The organism is Shewanella sp. CAL98-MNA-CIBAN-0140, from assembly GCF_040309905.1.
In the GTDB taxonomy this organism is placed as follows: Bacteria; Pseudomonadota; Gammaproteobacteria; order Enterobacterales; family Shewanellaceae; genus Shewanella; species Shewanella psychromarinicola.
This window is the reverse complement of sequence record NZ_JBEOPI010000029.1, coordinates 20,768-45,758: the sequence shown is the minus strand read 5'-3', so window position 1 is coordinate 45,758 and position 24,991 is coordinate 20,768. Positions and strand designations below refer to the sequence as shown.

Annotated in this window: 25 protein-coding genes; 16 read left to right on the top strand and 9 right to left on the bottom strand. The window is 44.5% G+C overall.

Features of this window, described 5'->3' with window-relative positions; translation table 11 throughout:
• Nucleotides 1-192: 192 nt before the first annotated feature.
• The 3 genes from AAEY93_RS15045 (at nucleotide 193) to AAEY93_RS15035 (ending at nucleotide 4,221) form a co-directional block, all read left to right on the top strand.
• Nucleotides 193-2,202 carry a fumarate reductase flavoprotein subunit gene (locus AAEY93_RS15045; protein ID WP_124012751.1) on the top strand — a complete coding sequence of 670 codons (2,010 nt, stop codon included), beginning with the start codon at nucleotides 193-195 and terminating at the stop codon, nucleotides 2,200-2,202.
• The gene (locus AAEY93_RS15040) at nucleotides 2,199-2,924 is read left to right on the top strand and encodes a fumarate reductase iron-sulfur subunit (RefSeq protein WP_351077967.1); all 726 of its coding nucleotides are present in this window, start codon (nucleotides 2,199-2,201) and stop codon (nucleotides 2,922-2,924) included. The genes AAEY93_RS15045 and AAEY93_RS15040 overlap by 4 nt, the downstream gene beginning before the upstream one ends.
• 244 nt (nucleotides 2,925-3,168) lie before the next feature.
• Nucleotides 3,169-4,221 carry a porin gene (locus AAEY93_RS15035; RefSeq protein ID WP_124012753.1) on the top strand — a complete coding sequence of 351 codons (1,053 nt, stop codon included), beginning with the start codon at nucleotides 3,169-3,171 and terminating at the stop codon, nucleotides 4,219-4,221.
• 184 nt (nucleotides 4,222-4,405) lie between these two features.
• Here AAEY93_RS15035 and AAEY93_RS15030 read toward each other — a convergent pair whose 3' ends face one another.
• The 3 genes from AAEY93_RS15030 to AAEY93_RS15020 form a co-directional block, all read right to left on the bottom strand.
• Nucleotides 4,406-4,519, bottom strand: a complete 114-nt coding sequence (locus AAEY93_RS15030) for a nitronate monooxygenase (RefSeq protein ID WP_232772100.1) — start codon at nucleotides 4,517-4,519, stop codon at nucleotides 4,406-4,408.
• A gap of 87 nt (nucleotides 4,520-4,606) precedes the next feature.
• Nucleotides 4,607-4,876 carry a hypothetical protein gene (locus AAEY93_RS15025; protein ID WP_124012754.1) on the bottom strand — a complete coding sequence of 90 codons (270 nt, stop codon included), beginning with the start codon at nucleotides 4,874-4,876 and terminating at the stop codon, nucleotides 4,607-4,609.
• A gap of 77 nt (nucleotides 4,877-4,953) precedes the next feature.
• Complete coding sequence (locus AAEY93_RS15020) at nucleotides 4,954-5,589, bottom strand: hypothetical protein (RefSeq protein ID WP_101033206.1); 636 nt, start codon at nucleotides 5,587-5,589, stop codon at nucleotides 4,954-4,956.
• 646 nt (nucleotides 5,590-6,235) lie between these two features.
• Between AAEY93_RS15020 and AAEY93_RS15015 the strand changes: the two genes are divergently transcribed.
• The 10 genes from AAEY93_RS15015 to AAEY93_RS14970 all read left to right on the top strand — a co-directional run bounded on the left by AAEY93_RS15015 (nucleotide 6,236) and on the right by AAEY93_RS14970 (nucleotide 17,133).
• Complete coding sequence (locus tag AAEY93_RS15015) at nucleotides 6,236-6,568, top strand: hypothetical protein (protein ID WP_101033207.1); 333 nt, start codon at nucleotides 6,236-6,238, stop codon at nucleotides 6,566-6,568.
• Nucleotides 6,569-6,743: 175 nt separating this feature from the next.
• On the top strand, nucleotides 6,744-7,775 hold the full coding sequence (cyoA, locus tag AAEY93_RS15010) for a ubiquinol oxidase subunit II (protein WP_124012755.1): 1,032 nt from the start codon (nucleotides 6,744-6,746) through the stop codon (nucleotides 7,773-7,775).
• Between the two features lie 2 nt (nucleotides 7,776-7,777).
• Nucleotides 7,778-9,757, top strand: coding sequence for a cytochrome o ubiquinol oxidase subunit I (gene cyoB / locus AAEY93_RS15005; protein WP_101033209.1), 1,980 nt, complete (start codon nucleotides 7,778-7,780; stop codon nucleotides 9,755-9,757).
• A 2-nt stretch (nucleotides 9,758-9,759) separates the two neighbouring features.
• Nucleotides 9,760-10,395 (top strand): cytochrome o ubiquinol oxidase subunit III, encoded by a 636-nt coding sequence (gene cyoC / locus AAEY93_RS15000; protein WP_351077959.1) that lies wholly within the window; start codon nucleotides 9,760-9,762, stop codon nucleotides 10,393-10,395.
• On the top strand, nucleotides 10,395-10,724 hold the full coding sequence (gene cyoD, locus AAEY93_RS14995; RefSeq protein WP_101033211.1) for a cytochrome o ubiquinol oxidase subunit IV: 330 nt from the start codon (nucleotides 10,395-10,397) through the stop codon (nucleotides 10,722-10,724). The genes cyoC and cyoD overlap by 1 nt, the downstream gene beginning before the upstream one ends.
• Nucleotides 10,725-10,796: 72 nt before the next feature.
• Nucleotides 10,797-11,708 carry a heme o synthase gene (gene cyoE / locus AAEY93_RS14990; protein ID WP_351077955.1) on the top strand — a complete coding sequence of 304 codons (912 nt, stop codon included), beginning with the start codon at nucleotides 10,797-10,799 and terminating at the stop codon, nucleotides 11,706-11,708.
• Nucleotides 11,709-11,905: 197 nt separating this feature from the next.
• Nucleotides 11,906-12,715 carry a hypothetical protein gene (locus tag AAEY93_RS14985; protein WP_351077952.1) on the top strand — a complete coding sequence of 270 codons (810 nt, stop codon included), beginning with the start codon at nucleotides 11,906-11,908 and terminating at the stop codon, nucleotides 12,713-12,715.
• 117 nt (nucleotides 12,716-12,832) lie between these two features.
• A complete protein-coding gene (gene ompR / locus AAEY93_RS14980; RefSeq protein ID WP_101033213.1) occupies nucleotides 12,833-13,558 on the top strand; it encodes an osmolarity response regulator transcription factor OmpR in 726 nt (241 codons plus the stop codon).
• Nucleotides 13,559-13,567: 9 nt separating this feature from the next.
• Complete coding sequence (gene envZ, locus AAEY93_RS14975; protein WP_101034768.1) at nucleotides 13,568-14,902, top strand: two-component system sensor histidine kinase EnvZ; 1,335 nt, start codon at nucleotides 13,568-13,570, stop codon at nucleotides 14,900-14,902.
• A gap of 275 nt (nucleotides 14,903-15,177) precedes the next feature.
• Entirely contained in the window at nucleotides 15,178-17,133 is a 1,956-nt protein-coding gene (locus AAEY93_RS14970) for a methyl-accepting chemotaxis protein (RefSeq protein WP_351077948.1), read from the top strand.
• Nucleotides 17,134-17,213: 80 nt separating this feature from the next.
• On the opposite strand, the gene AAEY93_RS14965 is transcribed toward AAEY93_RS14970, so the two are convergent.
• From AAEY93_RS14965 to AAEY93_RS14955, 3 genes are all read right to left on the bottom strand, one after another.
• On the bottom strand, nucleotides 17,214-17,687 hold the full coding sequence (locus tag AAEY93_RS14965) for a peroxiredoxin (protein WP_101033215.1): 474 nt from the start codon (nucleotides 17,685-17,687) through the stop codon (nucleotides 17,214-17,216).
• Nucleotides 17,688-17,721: 34 nt separating this feature from the next.
• A complete protein-coding gene (locus AAEY93_RS14960; RefSeq protein ID WP_101033216.1) occupies nucleotides 17,722-18,234 on the bottom strand; it encodes a DUF2937 family protein in 513 nt (170 codons plus the stop codon).
• A 226-nt stretch (nucleotides 18,235-18,460) separates the two neighbouring features.
• Complete coding sequence (locus tag AAEY93_RS14955; RefSeq protein WP_124012759.1) at nucleotides 18,461-19,357, bottom strand: LysR family transcriptional regulator; 897 nt, start codon at nucleotides 19,355-19,357, stop codon at nucleotides 18,461-18,463.
• A gap of 146 nt (nucleotides 19,358-19,503) precedes the next feature.
• On the opposite strand from AAEY93_RS14955, the gene AAEY93_RS14950 reads away from it, so the two are divergent.
• Nucleotides 19,504-19,947 (top strand): DoxX family protein, encoded by a 444-nt coding sequence (locus AAEY93_RS14950; RefSeq protein ID WP_101033218.1) that lies wholly within the window; start codon nucleotides 19,504-19,506, stop codon nucleotides 19,945-19,947.
• Nucleotides 19,948-19,992: 45 nt separating this feature from the next.
• Nucleotides 19,993-20,688 carry a pirin family protein gene (locus AAEY93_RS14945; protein ID WP_124012760.1) on the top strand — a complete coding sequence of 232 codons (696 nt, stop codon included), beginning with the start codon at nucleotides 19,993-19,995 and terminating at the stop codon, nucleotides 20,686-20,688.
• Nucleotides 20,689-20,757: 69 nt separating this feature from the next.
• Here AAEY93_RS14945 and AAEY93_RS14940 read toward each other — a convergent pair whose 3' ends face one another.
• The 3 genes from AAEY93_RS14940 to AAEY93_RS14930 are packed head-to-tail and all read right to left on the bottom strand — an operon-like array spanning nucleotide 20,758 to nucleotide 22,943.
• Entirely contained in the window at nucleotides 20,758-22,350 is a 1,593-nt protein-coding gene (locus tag AAEY93_RS14940) for a PepSY-associated TM helix domain-containing protein (RefSeq protein WP_164839414.1), read from the bottom strand.
• Between the two features lie 15 nt (nucleotides 22,351-22,365).
• Nucleotides 22,366-22,623: a hypothetical protein gene (locus AAEY93_RS14935; RefSeq protein ID WP_124012762.1), complete on the bottom strand. Its 258-nt coding sequence runs from the start codon at nucleotides 22,621-22,623 to the stop codon at nucleotides 22,366-22,368.
• Between the two features lie 2 nt (nucleotides 22,624-22,625).
• Complete coding sequence (locus tag AAEY93_RS14930; protein ID WP_124012763.1) at nucleotides 22,626-22,943, bottom strand: hypothetical protein; 318 nt, start codon at nucleotides 22,941-22,943, stop codon at nucleotides 22,626-22,628.
• Nucleotides 22,944-23,674: 731 nt separating this feature from the next.
• Here AAEY93_RS14930 and AAEY93_RS14925 point away from each other — a divergent pair.
• Nucleotides 23,675-24,973 (top strand): cytochrome c, encoded by a 1,299-nt coding sequence (locus tag AAEY93_RS14925; protein WP_124012764.1) that lies wholly within the window; start codon nucleotides 23,675-23,677, stop codon nucleotides 24,971-24,973.
• The last annotated feature ends 18 nt before the right edge of the window (nucleotides 24,974-24,991 follow it).

Here is a 24,991-nt window from a genome sequence, read left to right as displayed (position 1 = left end):
AGGGTGACGCTAAGTGTGATTGCATGGCAACAAACAGCCATAACAAATAACGATATGGGCGCACCCATTCCTTTTCGCAAGGCGAAACTAACACACAGATCATCCTCTAACGGTAGGTGCATCACATCTATCGTAGGGGAGTGCAATGATAAATCCATACATATTATCTAAATTATTAGATAAGGAGCTGATTTGAAACTTATTTATACAGACTCATTAGTTATTGGTGCAGGACTAGCGGGCCTTAGAGTCGCAATTGCCACCAAAGAGCAAGGCCTAGATACACTGGTATTATCGCTCATTCCCGCAAAGCGTTCACATTCAGCGGCAGCTCAAGGCGGAATGCAAGCGAGCCTTGGCAACACAGTTAAAGGTATGGGTGACAACGAAGACATACACTTTCAGGACACGGTAAAAGGTTCTGACTGGAGCTGTGACCAGGATGTGGCACGTATGTTTGCCCACTGCGCACCCAAAGCTATACGTGAAATGACTAACTGGGGAGTGCCTTGGTCTAGAGTTTCTGCTGGTCCGCGCGATGTGATCATGAACGCGAAAAAGGTGACCCTACATGAAGCCAAGGAGGCCCATGGCCTCATCAATGCCCGTGATTTTGGCGGCACCGAAAAATGGCGAACCTGTTATACCGCCGATGGTACAGGTCACTCATTACTGTATGCGGTAGATAACCAAGCGATATCTATGGGTATTCCGGTACACGAACGGATTGAAGCCCTGTCATTGATCCATGACGGTAAGCGTTGCCAAGGAGTAATAGCACGTTGTTTAGTGACGGGTGAGCTGCGCGCCTATGTGGCCAAATCAACCACGATTGCCACTGGCGGTTACGGCAAAATTTATGAAATTTCAACCAATGCCACCATTTGCGAAGGTATCGGTCAAGCGTTAGCACTCGACACAGGTGTCGCGACCTTAGGCAATATGGAAGCGGTACAGTTTCATCCCACGGCAATCGTCCCCGCGGGGATCCTTACCACTGAAGGTTGTCGTGGTGACGGCGGCATATTACGCGATAAAGACGGTCATCGCTTTATGCCAGACTACGAGCCTGAAAAAAAAGAACTCGCCTCCCGAGATGTGGTATCACGCCGCATGACGGAACATATGCGCAAAGGTAAGGGTGACGACAGTCCTTACGGTCCACACCTCTGGCTAGATATTACCATTCTAGGGCGTGAGCATATTGAAACCAATTTGCGCGAAGTAAAAGAAATTTGTGAATATTTTCTCGGAATTGATCCCTGTAAAGAGTGGATCCCTGTTAGACCAACCCAGCATTATTCCATGGGCGGAGTCCGTACCAATGCCACAGGTGAAAGCCCACAACTTAAGGGACTATTCAGTGTCGGAGAAGCCGCATGTTGGGATATGCATGGTTTCAATCGTTTAGGTGGTAATTCTGTTGCAGAAACCGTAGTGGGTGGCATGATCATCGGCCAATATGTAGCGGATTTTTGTCAACAAAATTCCTTAGAAATTGATACTGCTCTCACCCAACAATTTATCGATAAATTACAAAACGAGATCGATAATTTAGTCGATGGTAACGGCACAGAGAATCCCTTCCAATTAAAGAAAGAAATGCAGCGGGTCATGATGGACTATGTCGGTATTTTCCGAAATGGTCCCGAGCTAGAAAAGGCCATCAAAGAGCTTAAAGCATTACTTGTTCGCACAAAAAATCTTGGCCTTAAGTGTAAAAAACGTCATTCAAATCCCGAATTGGTTGAAGCTCTGCGCGTCACCAGAATGTTGCGAGTAGCCTTAACGGTCGCCTGTGGAGCCGCAGCCCGCACAGAAAGCCGAGGAGCCCATTCGAGGGAAGATTACCCACAACGTAATGATAAAGATTGGCTCAACCGAACACTGGCCACTTGGCCAGATGCCGAGTCACTGGAACCCGTATTGCATTACGAAAACCTAGATGTGATGAAAATGGAGTTACCACCGGGATACCGTGGTTACGGCAACGATAACACTATCGCCCATCCGGATACTGAAAAACGGAACCAAGAGATAAGCAAGGTAATCGCAGAGCTAGGCGGCAACCCAGATAGAGAGACGCTGCAACAAGCCCTGATGCCATATACGCTACCTAGCCATCTACAGCCATCCAATGAGCGTCTTAGCGATACTTTAGCGGTCACGCCATCTCAACCAGTAGGAAATAAACCATTATGAGCCGTCAAATCAGCTTTAATATCTTCCGTTTCGATCCGCAAGATGACCAAGACAAGCCAAAGATGGAACGTTATCAGTTGACAGAAACAGATGGTATGACAGTGTTTATCGCATTGAATCAACTGCGCGAACAACAAGATAGCTCGTTACAGTTCGACTTTGTCTGCCGAGCGGGTATTTGTGGTAGTTGCGCCATGGTGATTAATGGCTTGCCAACGCTTGCCTGTCGAACCTTAACGGCGAATTATCCTGACGGTGAAATCACCTTAATGCCCCTGCCCGGCTTCGAACTGATTGGCGACTTGTCCGTAAACACGGGTAAATTTATGCGTGAATTAGCCGAAAGATTAAAGCTATGGCTGCATCCTAAATCCGATGACCAAGACATTCACCGCCTTGAAAATCCAATGGCGCCCGAAGAAGCTGCGCGGATTTATGAGCTGGAGCGCTGTGTCGAATGTGGTGTCTGCGTCTCCGCATGTGCCACAAAACAAATGCGTGAAACCTTTGTAGGCGCGGTAGGTCTGATGAAAATTGCCCGTTTCGAAATGGATAGCAGAGACAACCGCAGCGCGGATGATTTCTACCATGTTATAGGAAATCAAGATGGCGTATTCGGTTGTATGACACTGTTAGGCTGCCAAGATAACTGCCCTAAAGATCTACCTCATATGAAGCAAATTGCCTATTTACGCCGAAAAATGGCCTCGACAATACTCTAACCTTAAGCCCCCTTTAATCAATATCCCGTTGTGGTTTGGCTGGATTGATAAGGGTGACACAACGCCAAAATTGCTGACAGGCCTCCCCATCTGCCAGCAGCCGACATGAGGGGCCTTGGCATTTTAGCTAGGCTCCCCTACTCAAGCACTATCACAAGTGCACATCCTTACTACTTGCAGTGCTGTTGCATCGGCAATAAAACTGATTAACAGAGTGCTCGTAGTTGTTATGTAAGGAACACAAATGAAACAGTTCAAACTAACATCAGCAGTGCTGATGTTAAGCTTTGCCGCGCCGACTTTCGCAGTCCAATCCAATAACAACACAGAGACTAACGACGAGTTACGAACTGAATTACAACAAATTCAACACAGACTCGCCATGCTCGAAGCGCAAGAAAGTCAGGCATCTACTCCCTCAAATACTCAGTTTACTGTTTATGGTACTTTACGTCCCACGTTCGGTCTTACCCACACCAATTCAGACGATGTGTGGGATGTTAACGATGCCAGCTCACGGATTGGTTTTGCGACAGAGCAACAATTAGGCGACGGCCTAACGGCCTTTGCTAAAGGTGAGTTTAAGGTCGATATAAAGAATGACGGCGACTTTGGCGATGCACGAAAAGCCTATGTAGGAATAAAGGGATCTTTGGGCCGAGTTGCTATTGGTAAGCAAGCTGTCACACAGGAAATTATTTCCAACCCCGTTGATATTTTTAATCGTTCAGGCACACCCATCGCCTATGACAGTGCGGGTCCATTTAGACTGAATAATCTAGTGACCTATCGCAAACAATTCGGCGATATATTATTTTCAGCTGATGCCCAATTCGATGGTAACAAAGGCAGTGGCGGAAGTGATTTTGTCAACGCCGGTGTCCGTTACAAAAGCGACCTAATCTATATTGCCGCGGCGTTTTACAACAAGGAATTAGAAGACGATAAAGATGAAAACACGCTAGGTGTAACCATCGCAAAAAGCTTCGAATCTCTTTACCTAGCGGCAGCTTATCAAAACATAGAAAAAGACAACGTCGATGGTTCAACGCTGGATGTAGTCGCAAGCTACTTCATCAATGAAACCTATAAAATTAAACTGGGAGTGTCGAAATTCGATGATGGTGGCAACGATATCAGCTCTGGGAACTATAATGCATATAACACGACACTCGAATGGCATAAAACACCGAAATTTAGAACCTTTATCGAGTATCAAGTAAAAGATTATGAATACCGTGAAACCAATGACCAGATAATGGTCGGTATGCGCTACAACTTCGATTACACGTTTTAAGCAGCGCTAAACCAACAACAATTAATGTCATTACACACTCATGCCTGAATCATTGTTGTTGGTTTATCTCTTGAACAAATAAAATACCGACCGTTATCGGTACAGTAATCAGTCCTTTAAACGTACGCTGATTTTTTGTCTCATTGGTATATCTTGAATATAATTAAGTGTCAATAAACCCCATCTACTGAATATACTGTGCTTTTTGTAAATGGGTTGCTGTGGCGATGGTATAAATACCGGCTTGCTTTAGGGCGCTAATTTTTTCACATGATGGCAAGCCAAAATGAAAACTCATCACCGCAGGACGTTCATTAAGCTACATCTTGAACATGGCTTCATCGTCGACAAAACTGTTATCAATTTCGTCAATTTGGGTTGGCGTTTATGCACTGCACACTACAAATAAGTCAGCAAGATGATGTAACCAAGCATGTTCTTTTATTGCATCACGCTGCGCCGGTGCATGACAAAATACATTCACATTAAACGGCGCATTGGTAAGCAAGCGTGTTTCACTAATCGACTGTTGAGCTTGCGCTACTGAACTCGCACCAATCCCCAATGATCCAAGGCCGCGGCATTCGATACAGCGGCGGCCAATTGCGCCGTGGATACACCCGCCATTGGCGCTTGGATAATAGGGTAATATCAAAGCGTGCAGTGAAAGAATTAAGTCTACTCACAATAACGCCTCAAATTTTAAACATAACATTAAGCCTAAGGTAAGTATTACTGCTCTGTTTGATCCATAGATTTGGGGTTCGGGATTAAACCAATGAACCTCGCTAAACTTAGAAGCGTCATAAAAAGCCCAATCATTGCCTGGCCAATAACAAGAGTGTAAGCCAGTACGCCAAGAGGAGTGACGTTATAAAACCCAAAACTAGTCATAACAACAAAGCTAGTATATATCGCCCCTAAAATGCTTTCTTGAGATCCTGCAACGGTAAAACCAAACATATCCTGAAAAAATATGTATTGAGCTGCAAACCAGAATATAATTTCAAAGTAATTCTGAATAAGAAGAATTATCATACGACGATAACCGTGTAATGCGTATGAACCTCCCGATTTGATCGCTCGATACTCGTCAAATAACAGCACATTTATTTGATAAATAACCACTTCGAACACTCGCAATAGCGCATAAATCGCGATACAAAAACTAATTATATCGTTTTTAATATATAGGACGGCTGGAACTGACGCGATTGAAAGAAACACATGAGAAAGAGCCCAAACCTCTGAGAAAAAGCCCGTTTTCGCTTTAGGAAACATCCATCGAACAAAATTAAAGAACGATATTTTGCCCAAATATCGAAATACCACTTCCCAAAAGTTAACAATAAATGAACTTTGCATCATTACCCTAACGTCCCTAATTTATAATATTTGTATAGTCCCCATGGGCATTTACTTCAATAGAACAGAAAAAACGCGCATGGCTAATCATCTGATTTAGTGAATATTATCAGATTTTTTCCCACTACACTCTAAACCTAATCACCCACAGTTCAGATAAGTATTGGCCAGAATCGCATACAGAATAAATACGCCAATATTAAGCCGCCATTCAACGCTATTATCCTTGTTGATCTGAATAGATAATGCACAGATAAACTAGCTTACTAACATCAAATAGAGCGCTTTGGTGGTGAAAGTAATCACAAAACAATACCGCTATCATCACACTAACCCGCCCAAGTTAGGTGCGGCCGGTCACACTTTTGTGGTTATTGCGACCTCAAATCATGACCGCTTGGTTAATTTTGTAAACGAATAGTGTAAACATTGTTCTAGTTAAGATTTATTTAATAATCCCACGGCTCCCCTACCGTAATTTACTTTCAATTAATAGTCCCTTGTTGTTACTCTGCAGCTAATGAAATTGCCAGTTGGATCTGTTGATTTAACTACCCACTCCTTTGAGCTCGGTTGAAAACGTTTCTTGAAACTAACCCTTTGCCAATTCCTTGTTAAACCGCTTAATCGCATCGCAAGGTTGTCCAAATTGAGTAAAACACATTTAACCTTGTGTTTCGGATTACTGTTGCTGCAACCTTTAGCTGATTCTTTTTCTCTGTCGATGGGGCACTTCATCGATATTACTGAATTTATTGCCATTGCGGATACCGTATTAGCTGAAGTCCTGGGCGTAAGTTTACTGGGCTTATTAATATTTAATCCATTGGTGATCGAGCAATTTTGGCGTTTATTTCATCTCAACTCTACATTTTGTCATCTTCTTGCACTTAGCAATGGGTTAAGTGCCTTGTCGGTTATTGTCCCAAAACCCCTTGAATATACGGCTCACGGTTGCCGCGCTCCTCCTCTATCAGCTTAAGTTTTCACTCAACATACATCATTCGCTCAATACCGCCTTAAAACGCAAGCCAAATCACTCGCTACTGATTTAGTTAAGCTTTTTGACGCCGCTATTGGCGTGTGACGATTATTCTGCAACTGCCGATCCCCCCATTGGTAGCGTAGTAAGCTTTTAAGGTTAGAGGAATCTTCCTTTGTTAATTCGACATTTAAGTAAACCAGCACTGGCAGCATTAGCTTTTATGCTAGCCGGTTGTGAAGGCGGCGTACTGGATCCCAAAGGTCAAGTAGGCATGGATGAGAAACATCTCATTATTGTGGCGACTTTACTGATGCTGATTGTGGTTATTCCGGTAATTTTCATGACGTTATATTTTGCATGGAAATACCGCGATGGCCGCGACCAAGAAATCTATGCGCCCAAATGGGCACACTCAACCACCATTGAAATCGTGGTGTGGGTCATACCGATTATTATCGTGGTCATTCTTGGTGTTATCACTTGGAATTCGACTCACGATTTAGACCCTTATAAGCCTCTCGATCATCCCGCTAAGCCGGTGACGGTTGAAGTGGTGTCACTAGACTGGAAATGGTTGTTTATCTATCCAGAATATGGCATTGCATCAGTTAATGAATTGGCCTTTCCTGCCAATGTGCCAGTTAATTTCAACATCACTTCAGACACGGCAATGAACTCATTTTTCATTCCGCAGTTGGGCAGCCAAATTTACTCAATGGCCGGTATGGCGACCAAGCTACATCTTATCGCGAATGAACCTGGCACTTTCAATGGTATTTCAGCTAACTACAGTGGTGCAGGGTTTTCTGGGATGAAGTTTAAGGCCATTGCGACGCCAACCATTGGCGATTTTGATGCCTGGGTGGCTAAGGTAAAACAGCAAGGTAGCAGCTTGAATGTTGAGCAGTACAAGCTACTGGCTAAAAAGAGCGAAAATAATCCCGTTCAATATTATGGCTCTGTGCAACATGGCATATTTAACCACATCGTTATGCAGTACATGCACCCAGATTCGAATATGAAACCAATGGACACCATGGAAGAAATGAACGACATGGAATCGATGTCGAGTAGGGATCATGCCAAGCATATGCAAGACATGGAACACATTACTGACACGGACGTTGAACATCATTCTGGACATTCATCCTCTACACACTCAACCACAGAGCATTCATCGACTGCTTCTGGGGAGGCGGAATAATCATGCCATTTTTTGGAAAATTAACACTCGAGTCAATTCCATATCACGAACCGATTATTATGGTGACCCTTGCGGCTGTCGCCATTATTGGAATCGTTATTGCGGCCTTAATCACTAAGCATCAAAAATGGGGCGTGCTTTGGCACGACTGGTTAACCTCGGTTGACCATAAGCGCCTTGGTATTATGTATATCGTGCTAGCGATGGTGATGCTGGTCCGGGGTTTCTCTGACGCACTTATGATGCGAACCCAGCAAGCACTGGCTACCAATGGCGCGGCGGGTTATTTGCCTCCTGAGCATTATGACCAAATCTTCACCGCCCATGGCGTGATCATGATTATCTTTATGGCGATGCCATTTATGATTGGTCTGATGAACTTGGTCGTGCCGTTGCAAATTGGTGCTCGCGATGTGGCGTTCCCTTTCTTAAATAACCTAAGCTTTTGGCTCACCGCATCTGGGGCGATATTAATCAATATCTCACTTGGATTAGGTGAGTTTGCCAAAACCGGTTGGGTAGCCTATCCCCCCTTGTCAGAGCTGGCGTACAGTCCGGGGGTGGGGGTCGATTATTATATCTGGGCCTTGCAAATATCCGGGATAGGGACAACCTTAACCGGGGTGAACTTTATCGCCACCGTGTTAAAAATGCGTGCGCCTGGCATGAAGCTAATGCAGATGCCCATTTTTACTTGGGCCTGTACTTGGGCGAACGTGCTAATTGTTGCGTCGTTCCCAATTTTAACCGCTGTTTTAGGTTTATTAACCTTAGACCGTTATTTAGATTTCCACTTCTTTACCAATGATGGTGGCGGTAACGCCATGATGTACATCAACCTGTTTTGGGCTTGGGGTCATCCTGAAGTATACATTTTGGTATTACCGGCCTTCGGTATTTTCTCTGAAGTGCTTTCAACCTTCACCTCGAAGCGCTTATTTGGTTACACCTCAATGGTGTGGGCAACGGGTGCGATTTCTGTGCTTGGCTTTATCGTGTGGTTACACCATTTCTTTACCATGGGGTCGAGCGCTAACGTTAATGCCTTCTTTGGGGTGATGACCATGGTGATTGCGGTGCCGACGGGGGTAAAACTGTTTAACTGGTTATTTACCATTTATCGCGGCCGTTTACGCTTTACCGTCCCAGTATTGTGGTCTTTAGGCTTTATGGTGACCTTCACCATAGGCGGCATGACCGGAGTACTGTTAGCATTACCTGGCGCAGATTATGTATTGCATAACAGCTTATTTTTAATCGCTCATTTCCATAACACCATTATTGGTGGCGCGGTATTTGGTTACATGGCTGGTTTTGCCTATTGGTTTCCTAAAGCCATGGGCTTCCACCTCAATGAACGTTTAGGCAGGGCATCATTCTGGTGCTGGCAAATTGGTTTCTATGTCGCATTTATGCCGCTATATGTGCTTGGTTTTATGGGTATGACTCGTCGTATCAATCACACTGATAACCCGGCATGGAACTTGTGGATTTACTTTGCGGTAGTAGGCGCGTTTATCATCCTCGCGGGCATCATTTTACAGTTTGTACAATTGTATGTCAGCTTCCGAGACCGTGAGCAAAACTTAGATACTACTGGCGATCCATGGAATGGCCATACGCTTGAGTGGTCAACTTCTTCACCACCGCAGTTCTATAACTTTGCCCAGTTACCCCAAGTAACTGACATTGATGCATTCACCGATATGAAAGAAAAAGGTGAAGCGTATCAACGCCAGAAAACATACCAACCTATTCATATGCCCAGAAACACTGCCAGCGGCATCTTGATGGCGGCGGCCATTACCTCGGTGGGGTTTGCCGCAATTTGGCATATTTGGTGGTTAGCTATGGTTGGGTTTGCGGGTACCTTTGTGCTGTTCTTGATCCGTGCTTACAACAACGACATTGACTACTACGTGCAACCAGACCAAGTCGCGCAGATTGAAAATGCACACTTAGATAACGTAGCAAGGGGCTGATAATGAGTATTGCTATCCAAGCAGATTTACACCTGGCTCACTCTGCTGAGCACCATGTTGAACATCATGACGAACATCATGATACAAGCGGCAACACCTTATTCGGTTTTTGGATTTATCTGATGACCGACTGTATTTTGTTCGCATCCGTTTTTGCAACTTATGCTGTTTTGTACATGAACACCGATGGTGGTGTGTCCGGTAAAGATATTTTCGAATTAGATTTCGTGCTTATGGAAACCGCCGCCCTGTTGATCAGTAGTATTACTTATGGCTTTGCCATGATTTGCGCTAAACACCAAAAGAAAGTCGCCACATTAGTGTGGTTGCTGATCACCTTCGCCCTAGGGTGTGCGTTTATTGCTATGGAAGTGTCCGAATTCAGTCACCTGATTGAACACGGTAATGGCCCAGATCGCAGCGCCTTTTTATCGGCATTTTTTGCGTTAGTGGGCATGCATGGTTTGCATGTCACTGCTGGTTTAATTTGGATGCTGATCATGATGGTCGAAGTGCTAACAACAGGTTTAGGTCATCGCAGTATTACCCGCCTAAGCTGCTTAAGCTTATTTTGGCACTTTTTAGACATCGTTTGGGTGTGTGTGTTTACCGTCGTTTATTTGTTAGGAGTCTTGTGATGAGTCATGCACATTCAAGCCACACCGAAGGTGATTTTGCCGCTAGCGTTAAGTCTTATATCGTCGGCTTTGTGTTATCGGTGATTTTAACTGCTATTCCATTTTGGTCAGTGATGACCCAACACTTTAACCATGCAACCACCTTATGGATTGTGGTTGTCATGGCCATAGTGCAAATCGTGGTGCATTTAAAATACTTCCTCCATTTAGATTTTTCTAAAGAAGGTAAGCTTAATACATTTTCGTTCTTATTCACTGCGTTGATTATTATCATGGTGGTGGGTTTATCTGTGTGGATTATCACCGCAGCTAACGAATTGATGATGTAAACAGCGCAATGTCAAAGCACTGCAACCAAAGTATGCAACCAGACAGCTATCATCAATAATCAAGGTCCATCTATGTCAGCACAATTAACCTCACGCTTACGAGGATATGTTCAGGTTACTAAGCCTGGCATCATCATGGGCAATTTAATTTCTGTCGCCGGCGGGTTTTTACTCGCCGCTCAAGGTAGCGTTGATTGGACCTTGATGCTTGCCACTATGATAGGACTGTCATTGGTGGTGGCGTCGGGTTGCGCTATCAATAACTGTATTGATCGTGATATCGACGCCAAAATGCAGCGAACGCGCAACCGAGTCACCGTCACAGGTGAAATATCGGTGCAAGCGGTATTGAGCTTTGGCATTGGTCTGGGGATCATTGGCTTTACCATGCTGGCAATATTCACCAACAGCTTAGCGGTATTGTTTGCCGCTATCGGCTATGTGGTTTATGTCGGCGTATACAGCCTATACATGAAGCGCAACTCGGTTTACGGCACTTTAGTGGGCAGTTTCTCCGGTGCGGTGCCACCGGTTGTCGGTTATTGTGCGGTCACCGGACAAATGGACACAGGCGCCATTATTTTGCTGCTAATGTTCAGCTTATGGCAAATGCCGCATTCATACGCGATTGCAATTTTTCGTTTTGACGACTATGCCGCAGCCAATATTCCGGTGTTACCTGTGGCTGAGGGCATGGCTAAAGCAAAATTACATATTGTGCTCTACATTGCCGTGTTTGCAGTAGTGAGTGCGCTGTTACCTTTGGCAGGTTACACAGGTATCGCCTTTATGGCTGTCACTTGCGCCACGAGTTTATGGTGGTTAACTATGGCGTTAAAAGGCTATCGTCGCAACATCAACCTACAGTCTTGGGCTAGGCAGGTATTTGGCTTTTCCATTATCACCATTACCGCGTTAAGCGTGACCATGGCATTGGACTTTCAAGTGGTTGCTCAACCTACACTACTAATATTGGCGCCTTAATAAGGCAGCATTATCAAACAAGCCCATGGCCTCTTGGTCAGTGGGCTTTTTTTATTTGATTAATCAGCATTTTTTACTACGATTGAGTACTAGAATTGAGCACTACAATTGAGCACTACAATTGAGTACGACTCAAAAATACCGCCCGCGGTTCTAAAAATAATACTGAACTGCACAGGCAAACATAAAGGGATCTTATGTTTATCATGTCGCGCACCAGCCAGCGCAAAACACTTGCACTTAACACCATAAAAAACATTGTCCTGCTGTTAGCATTCGGGTGCAGTGTACTCACGGTCAACTCACTGCAGGCGACCCCATCACCTCGGCCTACAGCCACAGACAGCATTTTTGGTAATTGGATAATCGATACTCCAGAACAAATAACACTATTACAGTTAAATCGCGACCACAGTTACTTATACATGGAATTTAACTTAACTAAACCGCAAAACAGCGTCGCAGAATGGGGGCAAATAGACATCCAGCCACTAGGAGTGCGCTTTATCCCAAGCTATAGCAATAATCAGCAACAAGGCCTCGTTGCTTATCAAATTAACCATCTAAAACTGCAAATAATGCTCACGCCACAACGGCAACAGTTAGCATTCACTATCGACACTAATGCCGACAGTGTTGCCGATGAACAATATCAATATCATATCTACCCGAGTCAATCCGTTTATGGCGTATGGCATGAGCTGTCAAGGTTTATGCTGAGTAGCTTAGTGCTACTCGATAATGGTTACTACGCTGTGGTGCAAATCAACTTACACCAAGACCCGCAAATTAATCCTCATTACACACATTTACAATGGGGACGCTTTGAACGTCAACAAAACCAACTGTTCATCGAGCCTATTTTTGATAACCCTCCACAACAAAGCGTTAGCCAATTCGACACCATGACAAGCGTTTTTTATCACCTTACTCGTCAACAATTGGCGCTATCGTTTGCGGTTGAAGATGACAATGTAAATGCCCATCAACGCCGATTTAGACGATAAACCGTCATTTACAGCTATTTAGTTACAATTTCTGCCACAATCAGCTATTCAAATTCAAGCGATTACACTTCATACTGGACCATAGCTGGTATCAATTTAGTGTTAAAAGGATATTTCATGGGCCAAGAAACCTCGAAGATTCTCGTCGTCGATGACGATATGAGATTACGTTCATTATTAGAGCGTTACTTGATAGAGCAAGGCTTCCAAGTTCGTAGTGCAGCCAATGCCGAACAAATGGATAGATTACTTGAGCGCGAAAACTTTCATCTTTTAGTACTCGATCTGATGCTACCCGGTGAAGACGGTTTATCAATTTGTCGCCGTTTACGCCAGCAAGAGAACCCTATTCCGATTGTGATGCTGACCGCAAAAGGCGATGAAGTCGACCGTATTATCGGCCTCGAGCTCGGCGCAGACGATTACTTACCTAAGCCGTTTAACCCGCGCGAACTACTCGCGCGTATTAGAGCCGTAATGCGGCGTCAAATTGCCGAAGTCCCTGGTGCGCCAGCGCAGCAAGAAGAAGTGATTGCCTTTGGTGAATTTTCACTAAACCTTGCCACCCGCGAAATGTTTCATGGCGATGAGAGTATTGCCCTCACCAGTGGTGAATTTGCGGTATTAAAAGTGCTGGTTAACCATCCTCGTGAACCCTTGTCTCGTGACAAGTTAATGAACCTTGCCAGAGGTCGTGATTATTCCGCTCTTGAGCGTTCAATTGATGTTCAGGTATCACGCCTACGTCGTTTAATTGAAAAAGATGCCGCCAACCCTCGCTATATTCAAACTGTGTGGGGCCTTGGCTACGTATTTGTACCCGACGGCACCACGCGTAAGTAAGCCATGAAACTGAAGTTAAAATGGTGGCAACGCTTTTTACCCCGAAGCGCTTTTAGTCAGACGGTATTGTTGATTGGCAGCTTATTGCTGATTAATCAATTAGTGTCTTACTGGTCTGTCGCCGTTTACTTTATCAAACCCAGTTACGAGCAAATCAACCAACTGATTGCCCGCCAAATCAATATTTTATTTGTTGATGGTGTCGATGTTGGCCGTGAACACCTCACCATGGTTGATGCCTTAAATGCCAAAGTTCGTGACGATGGCATGACGGTTTACAACCTCAAACAAGCTCAAGACGCTGGACTAAATCAAGCCACTTATTACAGTTTTCTATCTGAGCAAATGTCGGTGTATTTGGGCGGCGAAGCCGAAGTGCGTTTTTCGCAGGGTGACAAACTCGATGTATGGATTAAGCCACCGCAAGCACCTTCTTTGTGGATAAAAGTGCCGCTGACCAGCATTAACGAATCTGATCTATCGCCGTTGACCTTATATTTATTAGTGATTGGCGCGCTCAGTGTCGCCGGTGGCTGGTTGTTTGCCCGCCGGCAAAACCGGCCGTTAAAAAGACTTCAAAAAGCGGCATTTGCCGTATCAAAGGGCGATTTCCCGCCGATGCTGCCGTTAAGTGGTTCAACCGAAATTGTTGAAGTAACCCATGCTTTTAACCAAATGGCCAACAGCATGAAGCAACTTGAACAAGACCGTGCCTTATTGATGGCTGGTATTTCACACGACTTGCGTACACCCTTAACTCGTATTCGGTTAGCGTCTGAAATGATGGTCGACGATGACCAGTATTTAAAAGAAGGCATCGTCACCGACATTGAAGACATGGATGCAATTATTAACCAATTTATTGCTTACATTCGTAACGACCAGGAAGGCGTGCGCGAGCCAGATCAAATTAACCGCCTAATACAAGAAATTAGCCAACAAGAATCGCACCGTGAAGAGACGATAGAATTGTCGTTAGCAGACTGTCCCGACATCGCGATGGATAGTGTGGCCATTAAACGGGTGTTGAGTAATTTAGTTGAGAATGCCTTTCGATATGGTAATGGCTGGATAAAAATAAGCTCGTACCATCAAGGTAATGCAGTCTGTTTTAGCGTTGAAGATAATGGCCCAGGCATTGATGAAACTAAAGTTGAGGCACTGTTTCAACCCTTTACCCAAGGCGATTCAGCCCGTGGCAGTGTTGGCTCTGGTTTAGGCTTAGCCATTATTAAACGCATTATTGACCGTCATCATGGCAAGGTAAAACTGTCTAACCGTCCCCAAGGTGGATTAAAAGCACAAGTATGGCTGCCGTTAATCAGCAAACGCCGATACAGCTAAACTTACATAATTCAGCTATCACGACGCTGCTATTTCAATGTCTTGATGAAGACGCAGCTATTCCAATGTCTTGATGAAGGTGTCGTGCTGAAAATGTCGCGCTGAAAATGTCGCGATCAATGTGCGTGAACTCAAAAATAAATCACAAAACAATGTAGTGACTCAATTTAAACGGTTTTACGGCTCCCTCGAAATCAATAATCATCCCACACGATAAACGGTAACATTAGTGCCATAAAATACTCATAATGGTCTTTATCTGAAGTCTGGGTAGCATGAAAATATTAACATTATCACTTAGTGCATCAGCGTTATTATTACTCCTTGCAGCCTTATTAGCCGCAACCGTGTTGTGGAGTAACCAACAACGCCAAGTGAGCGAGCAGCTCAATCAAAACTTACAGCGGATCCAACATACGTTTCAGTACGATGTGCGCAATAACATCAACAATTACCTACGAACAGGACAAAGCAACTACCTAGAACAGGCGCGCGCCGACATCACCAGTATCACCGTCAGCATCACCCAATTACACCAAGCGCATCCACAATTAGGCAGCGCCTCGCTGATCGAGTTAATGGCCCAATTAATTGGCGACTTAGACACTAAATACCGCGCCGCGGGTAAATTGGCAGGTAACCCGCGTCAATTACTGGCCTTTGCTGAGTCAGAGATGCTCGATTACAATCGCAACTTAAGCCGTTATGCTCAATCCGCCCGCCAAGGCAACAACATCGCACAGCAATACCTAGCCCTCAGCCTTGAATTACCCAGCTTGGTTTACCCATTATCGCAGCAAACTCAGACCCTACTGATAGACCAAGATACCAGCGTGACCAACAGTGTTAACTTCTCCATTAGTGCGCTTAATACCTGGCACGATAAACTACAAAGTCTACCCTTATTAAGGATTTACCGCACCGAAGCAGTGGATGAGTTTGCCTTAGGTGATGATGAACCCGAACGCATTGAAGTTGGCGAAACGCCACGTGCTGAATTACTTAGTTTGACCCAACGCTACAGCAAAGAAGTCGCCAATACCAAGCAGATGATCGCCGACAACCAAACGGTGCAAACCGCACTGATTAACGCCACCAGCCAAGTCGAGCAGCAATTAGTGACCCTAGCAAATAGGCAAACTCAAACAGACCAACAATTAAAGCTCAACTTACAATGGTTGCTGTATGGCATGGTGACCTTGCTAGCGTTGTTTTCGGTGAGTTACTTCATCTTGCAGCAACGCCGAGTGGTCACCCCGTTACGACGCTTAAATCGCGCGTTCTCGATGTTAAGCGAGTCTAACCAACGTGAACCGTTACCGGTAACAAGCCAATGTGAAACCGGCCAGATTGCGGCACACTTTAACCGACTGCTGCAACGATTTGAACAAGATGATGAACAGCAAAAACACAATATGATCCAGGTTTCACAGTCATTAAGCCAATTAGTGACCCGAATTGGTTCGTTATCAAACAGCACCCAACAAACACAAACAGTCGTACAGCAAGCACAGGGGCAAACTGCTGATTTAATTGCATTAGCCAATAAAGTAAACCGGTCGTCTAGTGCGCTAACAGCAAGCGCACAACAGACCATGAATGACATGCTGGCCAGTCAACAAGAGGCACAAGGCGTATTAACTGCTACAGAACATACATTGACCAAAGTGGATCAATGTAACCACTCGCTAACCCAGCTAAGCACCTCGGTCAGTGATGCGGCTAAAATTGTCGATGTGATAGGTAATATTGCCGATCAAACTAACTTACTGGCACTCAATGCCGCCATCGAAGCCGCAAGAGCCGGTGAACAAGGACGCGGGTTTGCTGTTGTGGCCGATGAAGTTCGCAACTTATCCCACCGTACCCAGTTATCGCTCAAGGACATCATGGCAATATTAACCCAGTTAACGACATCGAATGCCGCGCTGAGTCACAGTGTAAATGACATTAGCGAGGCTTCAGAACAGCAAAAAAGCCGGGCCCAAAGCTTGTTAACCTTTGCTCAGCAAGTACAACAACAGGCCAGCGCCATGGCAAAGAGTGCCTGTCAAGGGAGTGAACACGCAAACCAACAAGTGCATCATCTTGACGAGTTTGTGGTTGCCATGGACAGTTTACTGCTGCGAGCAAAACACGCCTTTGAACAAAGCGAAACCATTGCATTAGAAGTCAGCAACAGCGTCAACAATATAGAACAAAACTTAGGCATTGCCGCTGGGAAGGCTTAAACGTCTATCACGTTCGAATATAAAAATGGGCGCCACATTGGGCGCCCATTTTTTATCTCTAATAACCTATTATGTATAGATTATAGTGCCGCCATCACAGCTTCTGCGGTGCTGACTTCAAATGACTTACCTTGTTCAACATTAAGTAAAGTCACTACACCATTGTCGATCACCATGGCATAACGTTGTGAACGAACACCACCAAAACCTGCGGTATCCATTTCTAAGCCTAATGCTTTAGTAAAGCTGGCATCACCGTCTGAAAGCATCATCAATTCAGATGCATTTTGTGCTTCGCCCCAGGCTTTCATGACGAATGCATCGTTAACCGCAACACAAGCAATTAAGTCAACGCCTTTGGCTTTAAATTCGTCTGCCAATACCACAAAGCCAGGTAAATGGGCTTCTGAACAGGTTGGTGTAAATGCACCAGGCACGGCAAACAACACCACTTTTTTACCGGCAAATAACTCAGTCACATCGTGGTTAACCATACCGTCTTTAGTCAGTTGGCTTAATGTAGCTTTTGGTAGCGATTGTCCTTTAGCGATCATAATTATTTCCTTAATTATTAGTTAAAACGATAGGTTATCTTGGCGCCAATACCTTACGGCAGCCCAGAAATAGAATAGATAATACGGATTCACATAAAATCGAGATCAACAGCCCCAATAACATACCAATCGCAATGGCTTCTGGTTTTAACAAAATCACATGGGAATAGTTTTGCCACACCTCAGCTTGAATGTCTTTTTTTGGCGTAAGGATCACTTGTTGATAGGGACTGTAACTGTGTTGACGAAACCGTGTTAATGCATCGGTTAATGACACATAACGTTGATAAATAGACTCGATACTTTCACCGCCAGCACTAAATACTGGATCATTATTTTGTCGATAATGGCGGATCAGTTTATTGATATCCCCACCAAAAAAGCGGTCCGCATCGTGCTGAAACTCAGCCAAACTTAGCTTAGCTTCAAGCTGGTGCGCCTCGAGTCGCTGGCCGTATTGGTCAACAAAACCGGGAACTTGAATACCAATCAATACGCCACAAACAAACAGCACTAAGCGAAGGTAATCCATTAAATGTTTTATCATGATGTCATCGGTTGCGATAAAGATAAATTCAGAAAGGTCACAATATCACCAATTAGTTAACTAAGCATCTTGTATAAATGGATGTTAATTTAACGTGCAGCCGCTGAGGATTTGTAATCCAACATTCACCAATGATGGCATCACAAGCAACGGCTTAATGTCGACACCATCATCGTATCAACACGCTCAAGGGCATCGTCATACGCCCATGAGCAATACAAATAAGTTAACTCAATCCCCAATTCACTTTAGGTAGGTGTTCAACAAACCAGTCAAAGGCGCGCCCTTGATGATCTTTATGCCAAGCAATATACACACTTTGATTGGGCCTTGGGATTGAACATGGCTTTTCAATTAGTTGACCACTATCAAGGTATGATTGCACCATATGCCGCGGTAAAAACCCAATGCCCAACCCTTGCACTTGCGCCGCAATTTTAGCTTCCATGGTATTAAGGCGGATCATCTGCTTACTTTTAAAGATACCGTTATCGCGAATAGGCAAAAGCTGTGAAGTATCGGCCACCACCAGCGCCGAATAATGTGTCAATCTGTCGGCATCCAACATGCCATCCACAAACGCCAGCGGATGATGCGGCGCTACGGCAAACACAAATTCAACTTCACCCATTTTATGGGTTTGAAATACTCCTCTTGGTAGCTCGCCTGACGCGCCAATGACAATATCGGCGCGGCGACTGTGCAGTGCATCCCAACCGCCACCAACCGCTTCAACATCTAAGGTAATATCAACACTGTGCTCTAGTTGATTAAACTGCTCGATCAAATTAAACAATGGTCTCTGATAAATAATGGTATCGCGCGATAAGCGAATTTCATTTTCCCAGCCAGACTCGAGTTGCTGTACCGAATCAATTAACCGATTTGTCGCCAATAAAATTTCTCGCCCATGCTCGAGCACTAACTTACCTGCAGGGGTTAATTGCGCTCGCTGTTTTGAGCGGTCAAACAAGGCCGCACCCATTTCCTCTTCAAGTTTTTTGATGGTATAGGTCAAGGCCGACGGCACTCGATATAAAGATGCCGCTGCGGCAGCAAAACTGCCCTTACGCTCAATGGCATCTAAGGCGCGTAATGCATCAATAGTAATCGGGTTTTGCATGACCTTCTCCATATTCAAAAAAATTGAACTATTACCTCAGTTTATTCCGATTTTTTATTCAATCAAGTACCAATATACTCATCATCAATCAGTGAGACAGGCTCACTTCAAACACACAATGTTTAACCTTATTGAGGATACATACCATGAAAGCACTCGCTAAAAACATCACCCACTCTACTGCAGGTTTCAGCACATTAGCATTACGCTTACCTATTGGGATTATTTTTATGGCTCACGGCGGGCAAAAAATATTTGGTTGGTTTGGTGGTTATGGCCTTGAAGGCACTGGACAATGGATGGCATCAATTGGCATTGAGCCTGGCGTATTAATGGCCTTCTTAGCCGGCAGCGCTGAATTGGTTGGTGGATTATTTATTCTATTGGGTTTACTGACTCGCCCATCAGCGGTGGTGTTGGCTTTTACTATGATTATCGCCATTGTCAGTGTGCATTTAACCAACGGTTTATTTATGGCTAACAATGGTTATGAATTTGCATTAGCACTGTTAGCTGCCAGTGTGTCACTTGCGCTGTCTGGCTCAGGTAAAGTCGCAATCGATAACACCATTGCCACTAAATTAGCTTAAATAAATATCGGCTTAGTCTTTTTAATGGCTCTTTAGGAGAAAGTTATGATCTCATTACGTCATGCAAATCAACGCGGTAAAGCCAACTTTGGCTGGCTGGACAGCAAGCACAGTTTCTCATTTGGTAGCTATTACGATCCACAGCATATGGGGGTTTCAGCGCTGCGAGTCATCAATGATGACCGCGTTACGCCCGGAGCAGGGTTTGCGACTCATGGCCATCGTGATATGGAAATTATCAGCTATGTCCTTGAGGGCTCTATCGTCCATAAAGACAGTGAAGGTAATGTGGAAGTATTGCCTGCGGGTGAGTTTCAATTAATGTCTGCTGGCAGCGGTATTACCCACAGTGAATACAATGCATCAAACACTGAACCACTGAAGTTTTTACAAATTTGGATCCAGCCTAATACCTTAGGCAATACACCGAGATACCAGCAAAAAAACTTTGGTCAAACATTGGGCTTGACCACGATTGCCACACCAACAGGTGAAAACGGTACTTTGCAGATCAAGCAAAATGCGACATTGTCACAACTGATTTTGGCGCCTAAATCTAAAATAACCTATCAGATTGCGACTGACCGTAAAGTGTATGTTCATCAAGTCGCTGGCGAACTGAGCATTGAAGATCAACCGCTGAGTGCAGGTGATGGCGCAAAACTCACTGACATGTCCACAGTGACCTTTATTAACCCATCAGACACTCAGTCAACGGCACTCGTTTTTGATTTACCCTAAATGAGTTCAGTGAATGATTAGCCTGCGGTCGTTTCCCTGCAGGCTAAATCACATCAATCTAACGTTAGTTTATTGTCCACTGGTGGGCGTACTATTTTCAGGCATCGATGACAATGAATGGCGGTACCCGCCTAACTGACATGCGGTCCATAAACACACTGCCGTAACCAACATCATCCCAATCTGTACCCCGATTACCCCATGATAACCAGTTTGCCATAACGCCATTATTTGCTCAGAGAACATCAGCCAATCTGCAGCAATGGTGACCACTAATATGCCACTGGTCAGTAGCAATAACTGACTAATATGCCGCTTAGTATCATTCACCTTAATGCTATACAAGATCACCGCTACTAACGATGCCACAAAACAACCAACCAGCCATTCGCTTCGCCCTGGCAAGGTTGCTGGCAATAGTCTTTCACACAAAAAGCCAACGGCTGTCGCCACAATAATGCCGCCGCAACCACCAATCGTCATCGCGGTCACAATAGCAATACTGCGCGGCGAAGACTGACGCTGAGCACGGCGTTTATTAATCCACAGCATATTGCCCGCGACAATCATGGCGCTGATGGCCATTGCCAATATAAAGTACAAAATGCGGATATCTACCCCGGCAAAGTTACTAAAATGCAATGTCACTAATACATCTCTACCTTGGCGGAATACATTGTAATTATCGACATTAACCTTATTCATCACACTGCTATCTTGGACGCGATAAGTCACTTCATCACGTTGGGCAAAATTAGCCGTGTCGGTTCCACGCACTTGCACCAGAGCATTATCGGCGCCGTAATGATGGAAAATAATATTGCGTAATTCAAAATTCGATTGCTGTTTAGTTTGTTCAATTAAGGTAAACGCATTGCTCATATCCAGTGATTTTTCACTGCGCGGTTCGCTGATACGGTTAAAGCCAGCATCATTAAATAATGCTTGTCGATCGCCCTGGTAAATAAACACCACAAAAGCCAGCTGGAACACTATGGCCAAGTTAAGGATCAAGCCGCTTAGTGCATACATCAAGGTAAAGGGCAGTGTCATCACCCCTGCTACGGTATGAAGATCGAGCAGTTTATCGCGACGCTGTTTATCGACCCGATACAAAAAGAACTGTTTTAGCAATTTGCGGGCGTGAATAAAAATCCCCGACACTAATGCAAATAAAAAGATCAGTGTCACCATACCAATCAGATAACTGCCACCGGGCAGATCGAGGTTGTAATGCAAGCGATAAATAAATTGCGATAGATAAAAGTCATCTTTGCCAGCAACAGTTTGACCGTTTTTAGGATCAACCAATATCGCCATGGATTGAGGCGCTGATTGTGGAGCGTCTCCCACTATATCAAAGTAAAAAATATAATAAGGTACTAGCTGGGTCGGCATATTTATCCGAAAACGGCCATTATAATCAAGCGGATATTCAGCCAACTTTTGCTCAACTAATGTCGCTAGTGGTATGTCTGCTTGGCTGTTATCGACAGGATGATGCGGGGTGATGGCCCATTGCGTTATTTCGTCGTGAAATAAGGTTACGGCGCCGGCCCAAAATACCAAAAATAATAACGGTGAAATAATTAACCCAAGCCAACTGTGGGCTTCGATAAGGTTTTTAATGACTTTGTGCTGTACGGGAGAATCAGATTTCATTGAGGTATTCATGACTTAGGTTTGAGAAAAAAATAACAATGCATTGATAAGGCTACTGGCCACAAGCCATTTTGCACACACCAAGCTGGCGGCCTTTGCGCTATTACGGCTATAACAAAATGCCATCACCATAACCCACATACAAAAACCCAGCATAAGCCCGACAAAGAGTTTTACATCGACATCCACAGGTAAGATCCGAAATACCATGAGCATTAAACTGATTGCCAATAATAATCCCCAAAAAAATGCCGAAAATGACTTAGGCCACATGATTATTTAACCCCAACCAGCACGATACTGACAAATAGCGCAAAGCCTAACGAGCTCACCCAAATACTGCGACCTTTATAATGCGACGCCACCAGCACCAGTAATATCCACATGGTCATCATACAAATCAGCACCACTAAACTGGCCACTAATACACTGTAAGAATGGCTAAATCCCCACAAAGCGAACAACACCGCTATACCGCATAAACTCCAAGACAGTAATTTAGGCAAAGGAAAACTGATAAGCTGCTGTTTATCAGATGCCAAATAGGCAAACAAACAACCAAGCCATAAAGAAGATACACTGACAAGTTCCATTTGATAAGGTCTCAAGATAATTAATGCAAATGATAATGATTTGTATTAATTATCCCGAATGTGCTCGGGTAATACAAGTAGATTGTCAATAAACCTTAAAAACAATCCTCAATCAGTGATCTGATAACGCAGTAACGACCTCTGGTGGCATAATTATTACTGCAAAAAATGATCACTTGTGCAAATAATCGCTGTAAAAAATAACCACCCAGGAAAATAACGACGACATTAACGCTCGCTATGACGATGAAACCGGCAGGCCACAGATAAGTGAATCGCCGAGTAACGTCGCCGCATACCTTAAAGCAATCGTATTAACGGTAAATATGCTCATTTTGGCTTATTTATCCCATCTATTAACCCTAATTGAGGTTAAATAGTTTTTTTAGTCAGCGTCTCCAACGGCCGGTCAATGCAGTTTGGCCGCTGACATTACTGATAGATCCCTAAGATTACCGCAACATAGCGTCAACCTATAAACCGGTTAGTTAACAGCAGATTAACTAAAGCTCATTATTTCTCAATCCACGTGTCACTCATCACATTGCTGATGTATTATGTGATGCTAAGACATAAACAGATAAGTTAATATCATTGCTGGACAAAGGGTCTTCCCTTGCTTAGGATTAATATTTGACCAATCACAATAATAATACAACGTCGAACAGGGAACGTGAGATGAGATATTCCCTTCTTAATACCATTTTTTATTTAAAATAAGGCAATGTAATATGCTAAAACGCATCGTTTACGGCGTATGTGGCGCAGCTATTGTTGGACTCGGCTTATTCAGTTTATACGCTTGGAATCCTGCAATTGACCCCGTCATACCCGCTCAAACAGATTATTCGCCACAGGTTATCGAACAAGGCAAAACCCTCGCCGCAGCAGGTTATTGCAGTACTTGTCACACCCCGCCCGGTGGTACGGCTTATGCCGGTAACTATGAAATGCACACTGATTTTGGCACCATTTATTCAAGTAACATTACCCCAGATGTCGAAACAGGTATTGGTAACTGGTCAGAAGCGGCTTTTAGTCGCGCTATGCGCACTGGTGTAAGTCGTGATGGACATCATTTATTACCGGCGTTCCCTTATGAGCACTTTAATAAAATGACCGACGATGACATTAGTGCTATTTATGCTTACATCATGACGTCAGTCCCAGCCGTCAGCCAAGTCAAAAAAGACAACGGTATTCCATTCCCGCTCAATATCCGATGGTTTCAAGCCGGTTGGAAACTGCTGTTTGCAGACACTCAACCTTTTGAGGTTAACAGCCAGCAATCTGCCAAATGGAACCGTGGCGCTTATTTAGCTCAAGGTATTGCTCACTGTGGTGCATGTCATACTCCGCGTAATGCACTGGGCGGCGAAAAATATGCACAAATGTACCAAGGCGCAGCCATTGATGGCTGGATAGCACCGTCATTAACCTCAACAAGTACTTCACCGATCCCTTGGCGTTCGCAAGACTTTTACGAATACCTCACCACAGGTAACTCGCCTTATCACGGCAGTGCGGCAGGCCCAATGGCGCCGGTGATGCACAAAGGATTATCTGCGCTCCCCAGCAGCGATCTTCAGGCCATTAGCGGTTATTTTGCCGATCTTGCCGGCACGAACAAAACTGACCAGTCACAAACGAGCAGCACTTTACAGGCGGCAATAACGGCGCAGCATCAACAACCGGATCTACGGATTGATGAAGGCGCGCGTTTGTATGCTTCTGCTTGTCAAGCATGCCACTACAATAGCGACCAATTAGTTAAAGGCCGTCCATTGATTACTATCGGTTCGGCGACCCATCTTGATGCTCCAACTAACCTGATTAACGTAATACTCGATGGCGTACGTAACGATCAAGGGATCCGCGGCGTGGTAATGCCAGGATTCCGAGATGCGCTGAGCGATAAAGATATTAGCGCAATAGCAGCCTATTTGCGTCAAACCGCTGGGGAAAGTACCTGGCCGAAATTACAACAACAAGTGGGCGAGATCCGCAATCAACCCCGATTTGAGCACTAATTCACTGGAGAAGTGACA

What these genes read in the sequence shown, in the direction of transcription:
- AAEY93_RS14965 (WP_101033215.1), bottom strand. Translation starts at nt 17,687, where the DNA reads ATGATCGCTAAAGGACAATCGCTACCAAAAGCTACATTAAGCCAACTG.
- AAEY93_RS14950 (WP_101033218.1), top strand. Translation starts at nt 19,504, where the DNA reads ATGAAAGCACTCGCTAAAAACATCACCCACTCTACTGCAGGTTTCAGC.
- AAEY93_RS15020 (WP_101033206.1), bottom strand. Translation starts at nt 5,589, where the DNA reads ATGATGCAAAGTTCATTTATTGTTAACTTTTGGGAAGTGGTATTTCGA.
- AAEY93_RS14925 (WP_124012764.1), top strand. Translation starts at nt 23,675, where the DNA reads ATGCTAAAACGCATCGTTTACGGCGTATGTGGCGCAGCTATTGTTGGA.
- AAEY93_RS14945 (WP_124012760.1), top strand. Translation starts at nt 19,993, where the DNA reads ATGATCTCATTACGTCATGCAAATCAACGCGGTAAAGCCAACTTTGGC.
- AAEY93_RS14960 (WP_101033216.1), bottom strand. Translation starts at nt 18,234, where the DNA reads ATGATAAAACATTTAATGGATTACCTTCGCTTAGTGCTGTTTGTTTGT.
- cyoC (WP_351077959.1), top strand. Translation starts at nt 9,760, where the DNA reads ATGAGTATTGCTATCCAAGCAGATTTACACCTGGCTCACTCTGCTGAG.
- AAEY93_RS15030 (WP_232772100.1), bottom strand. Translation starts at nt 4,519, where the DNA reads ATGAGTTTTCATTTTGGCTTGCCATCATGTGAAAAAATTAGCGCCCTA.
- AAEY93_RS14955 (WP_124012759.1), bottom strand. Translation starts at nt 19,357, where the DNA reads ATGCAAAACCCGATTACTATTGATGCATTACGCGCCTTAGATGCCATT.
- AAEY93_RS14940 (WP_164839414.1), bottom strand. Translation starts at nt 22,350, where the DNA reads ATGAAATCTGATTCTCCCGTACAGCACAAAGTCATTAAAAACCTTATC.
- AAEY93_RS14985 (WP_351077952.1), top strand. Translation starts at nt 11,906, where the DNA reads ATGTTTATCATGTCGCGCACCAGCCAGCGCAAAACACTTGCACTTAAC.
- cyoD (WP_101033211.1), top strand. Translation starts at nt 10,395, where the DNA reads ATGAGTCATGCACATTCAAGCCACACCGAAGGTGATTTTGCCGCTAGC.
- ompR (WP_101033213.1), top strand. Translation starts at nt 12,833, where the DNA reads ATGGGCCAAGAAACCTCGAAGATTCTCGTCGTCGATGACGATATGAGA.
- cyoB (WP_101033209.1), top strand. Translation starts at nt 7,778, where the DNA reads ATGCCATTTTTTGGAAAATTAACACTCGAGTCAATTCCATATCACGAA.
- AAEY93_RS14935 (WP_124012762.1), bottom strand. Translation starts at nt 22,623, where the DNA reads ATGTGGCCTAAGTCATTTTCGGCATTTTTTTGGGGATTATTATTGGCA.
- AAEY93_RS15040 (WP_351077967.1), top strand. Translation starts at nt 2,199, where the DNA reads ATGAGCCGTCAAATCAGCTTTAATATCTTCCGTTTCGATCCGCAAGAT.
- AAEY93_RS14930 (WP_124012763.1), bottom strand. Translation starts at nt 22,943, where the DNA reads ATGGAACTTGTCAGTGTATCTTCTTTATGGCTTGGTTGTTTGTTTGCC.
- AAEY93_RS14970 (WP_351077948.1), top strand. Translation starts at nt 15,178, where the DNA reads ATGAAAATATTAACATTATCACTTAGTGCATCAGCGTTATTATTACTC.
- cyoE (WP_351077955.1), top strand. Translation starts at nt 10,797, where the DNA reads ATGTCAGCACAATTAACCTCACGCTTACGAGGATATGTTCAGGTTACT.
- AAEY93_RS15035 (WP_124012753.1), top strand. Translation starts at nt 3,169, where the DNA reads ATGAAACAGTTCAAACTAACATCAGCAGTGCTGATGTTAAGCTTTGCC.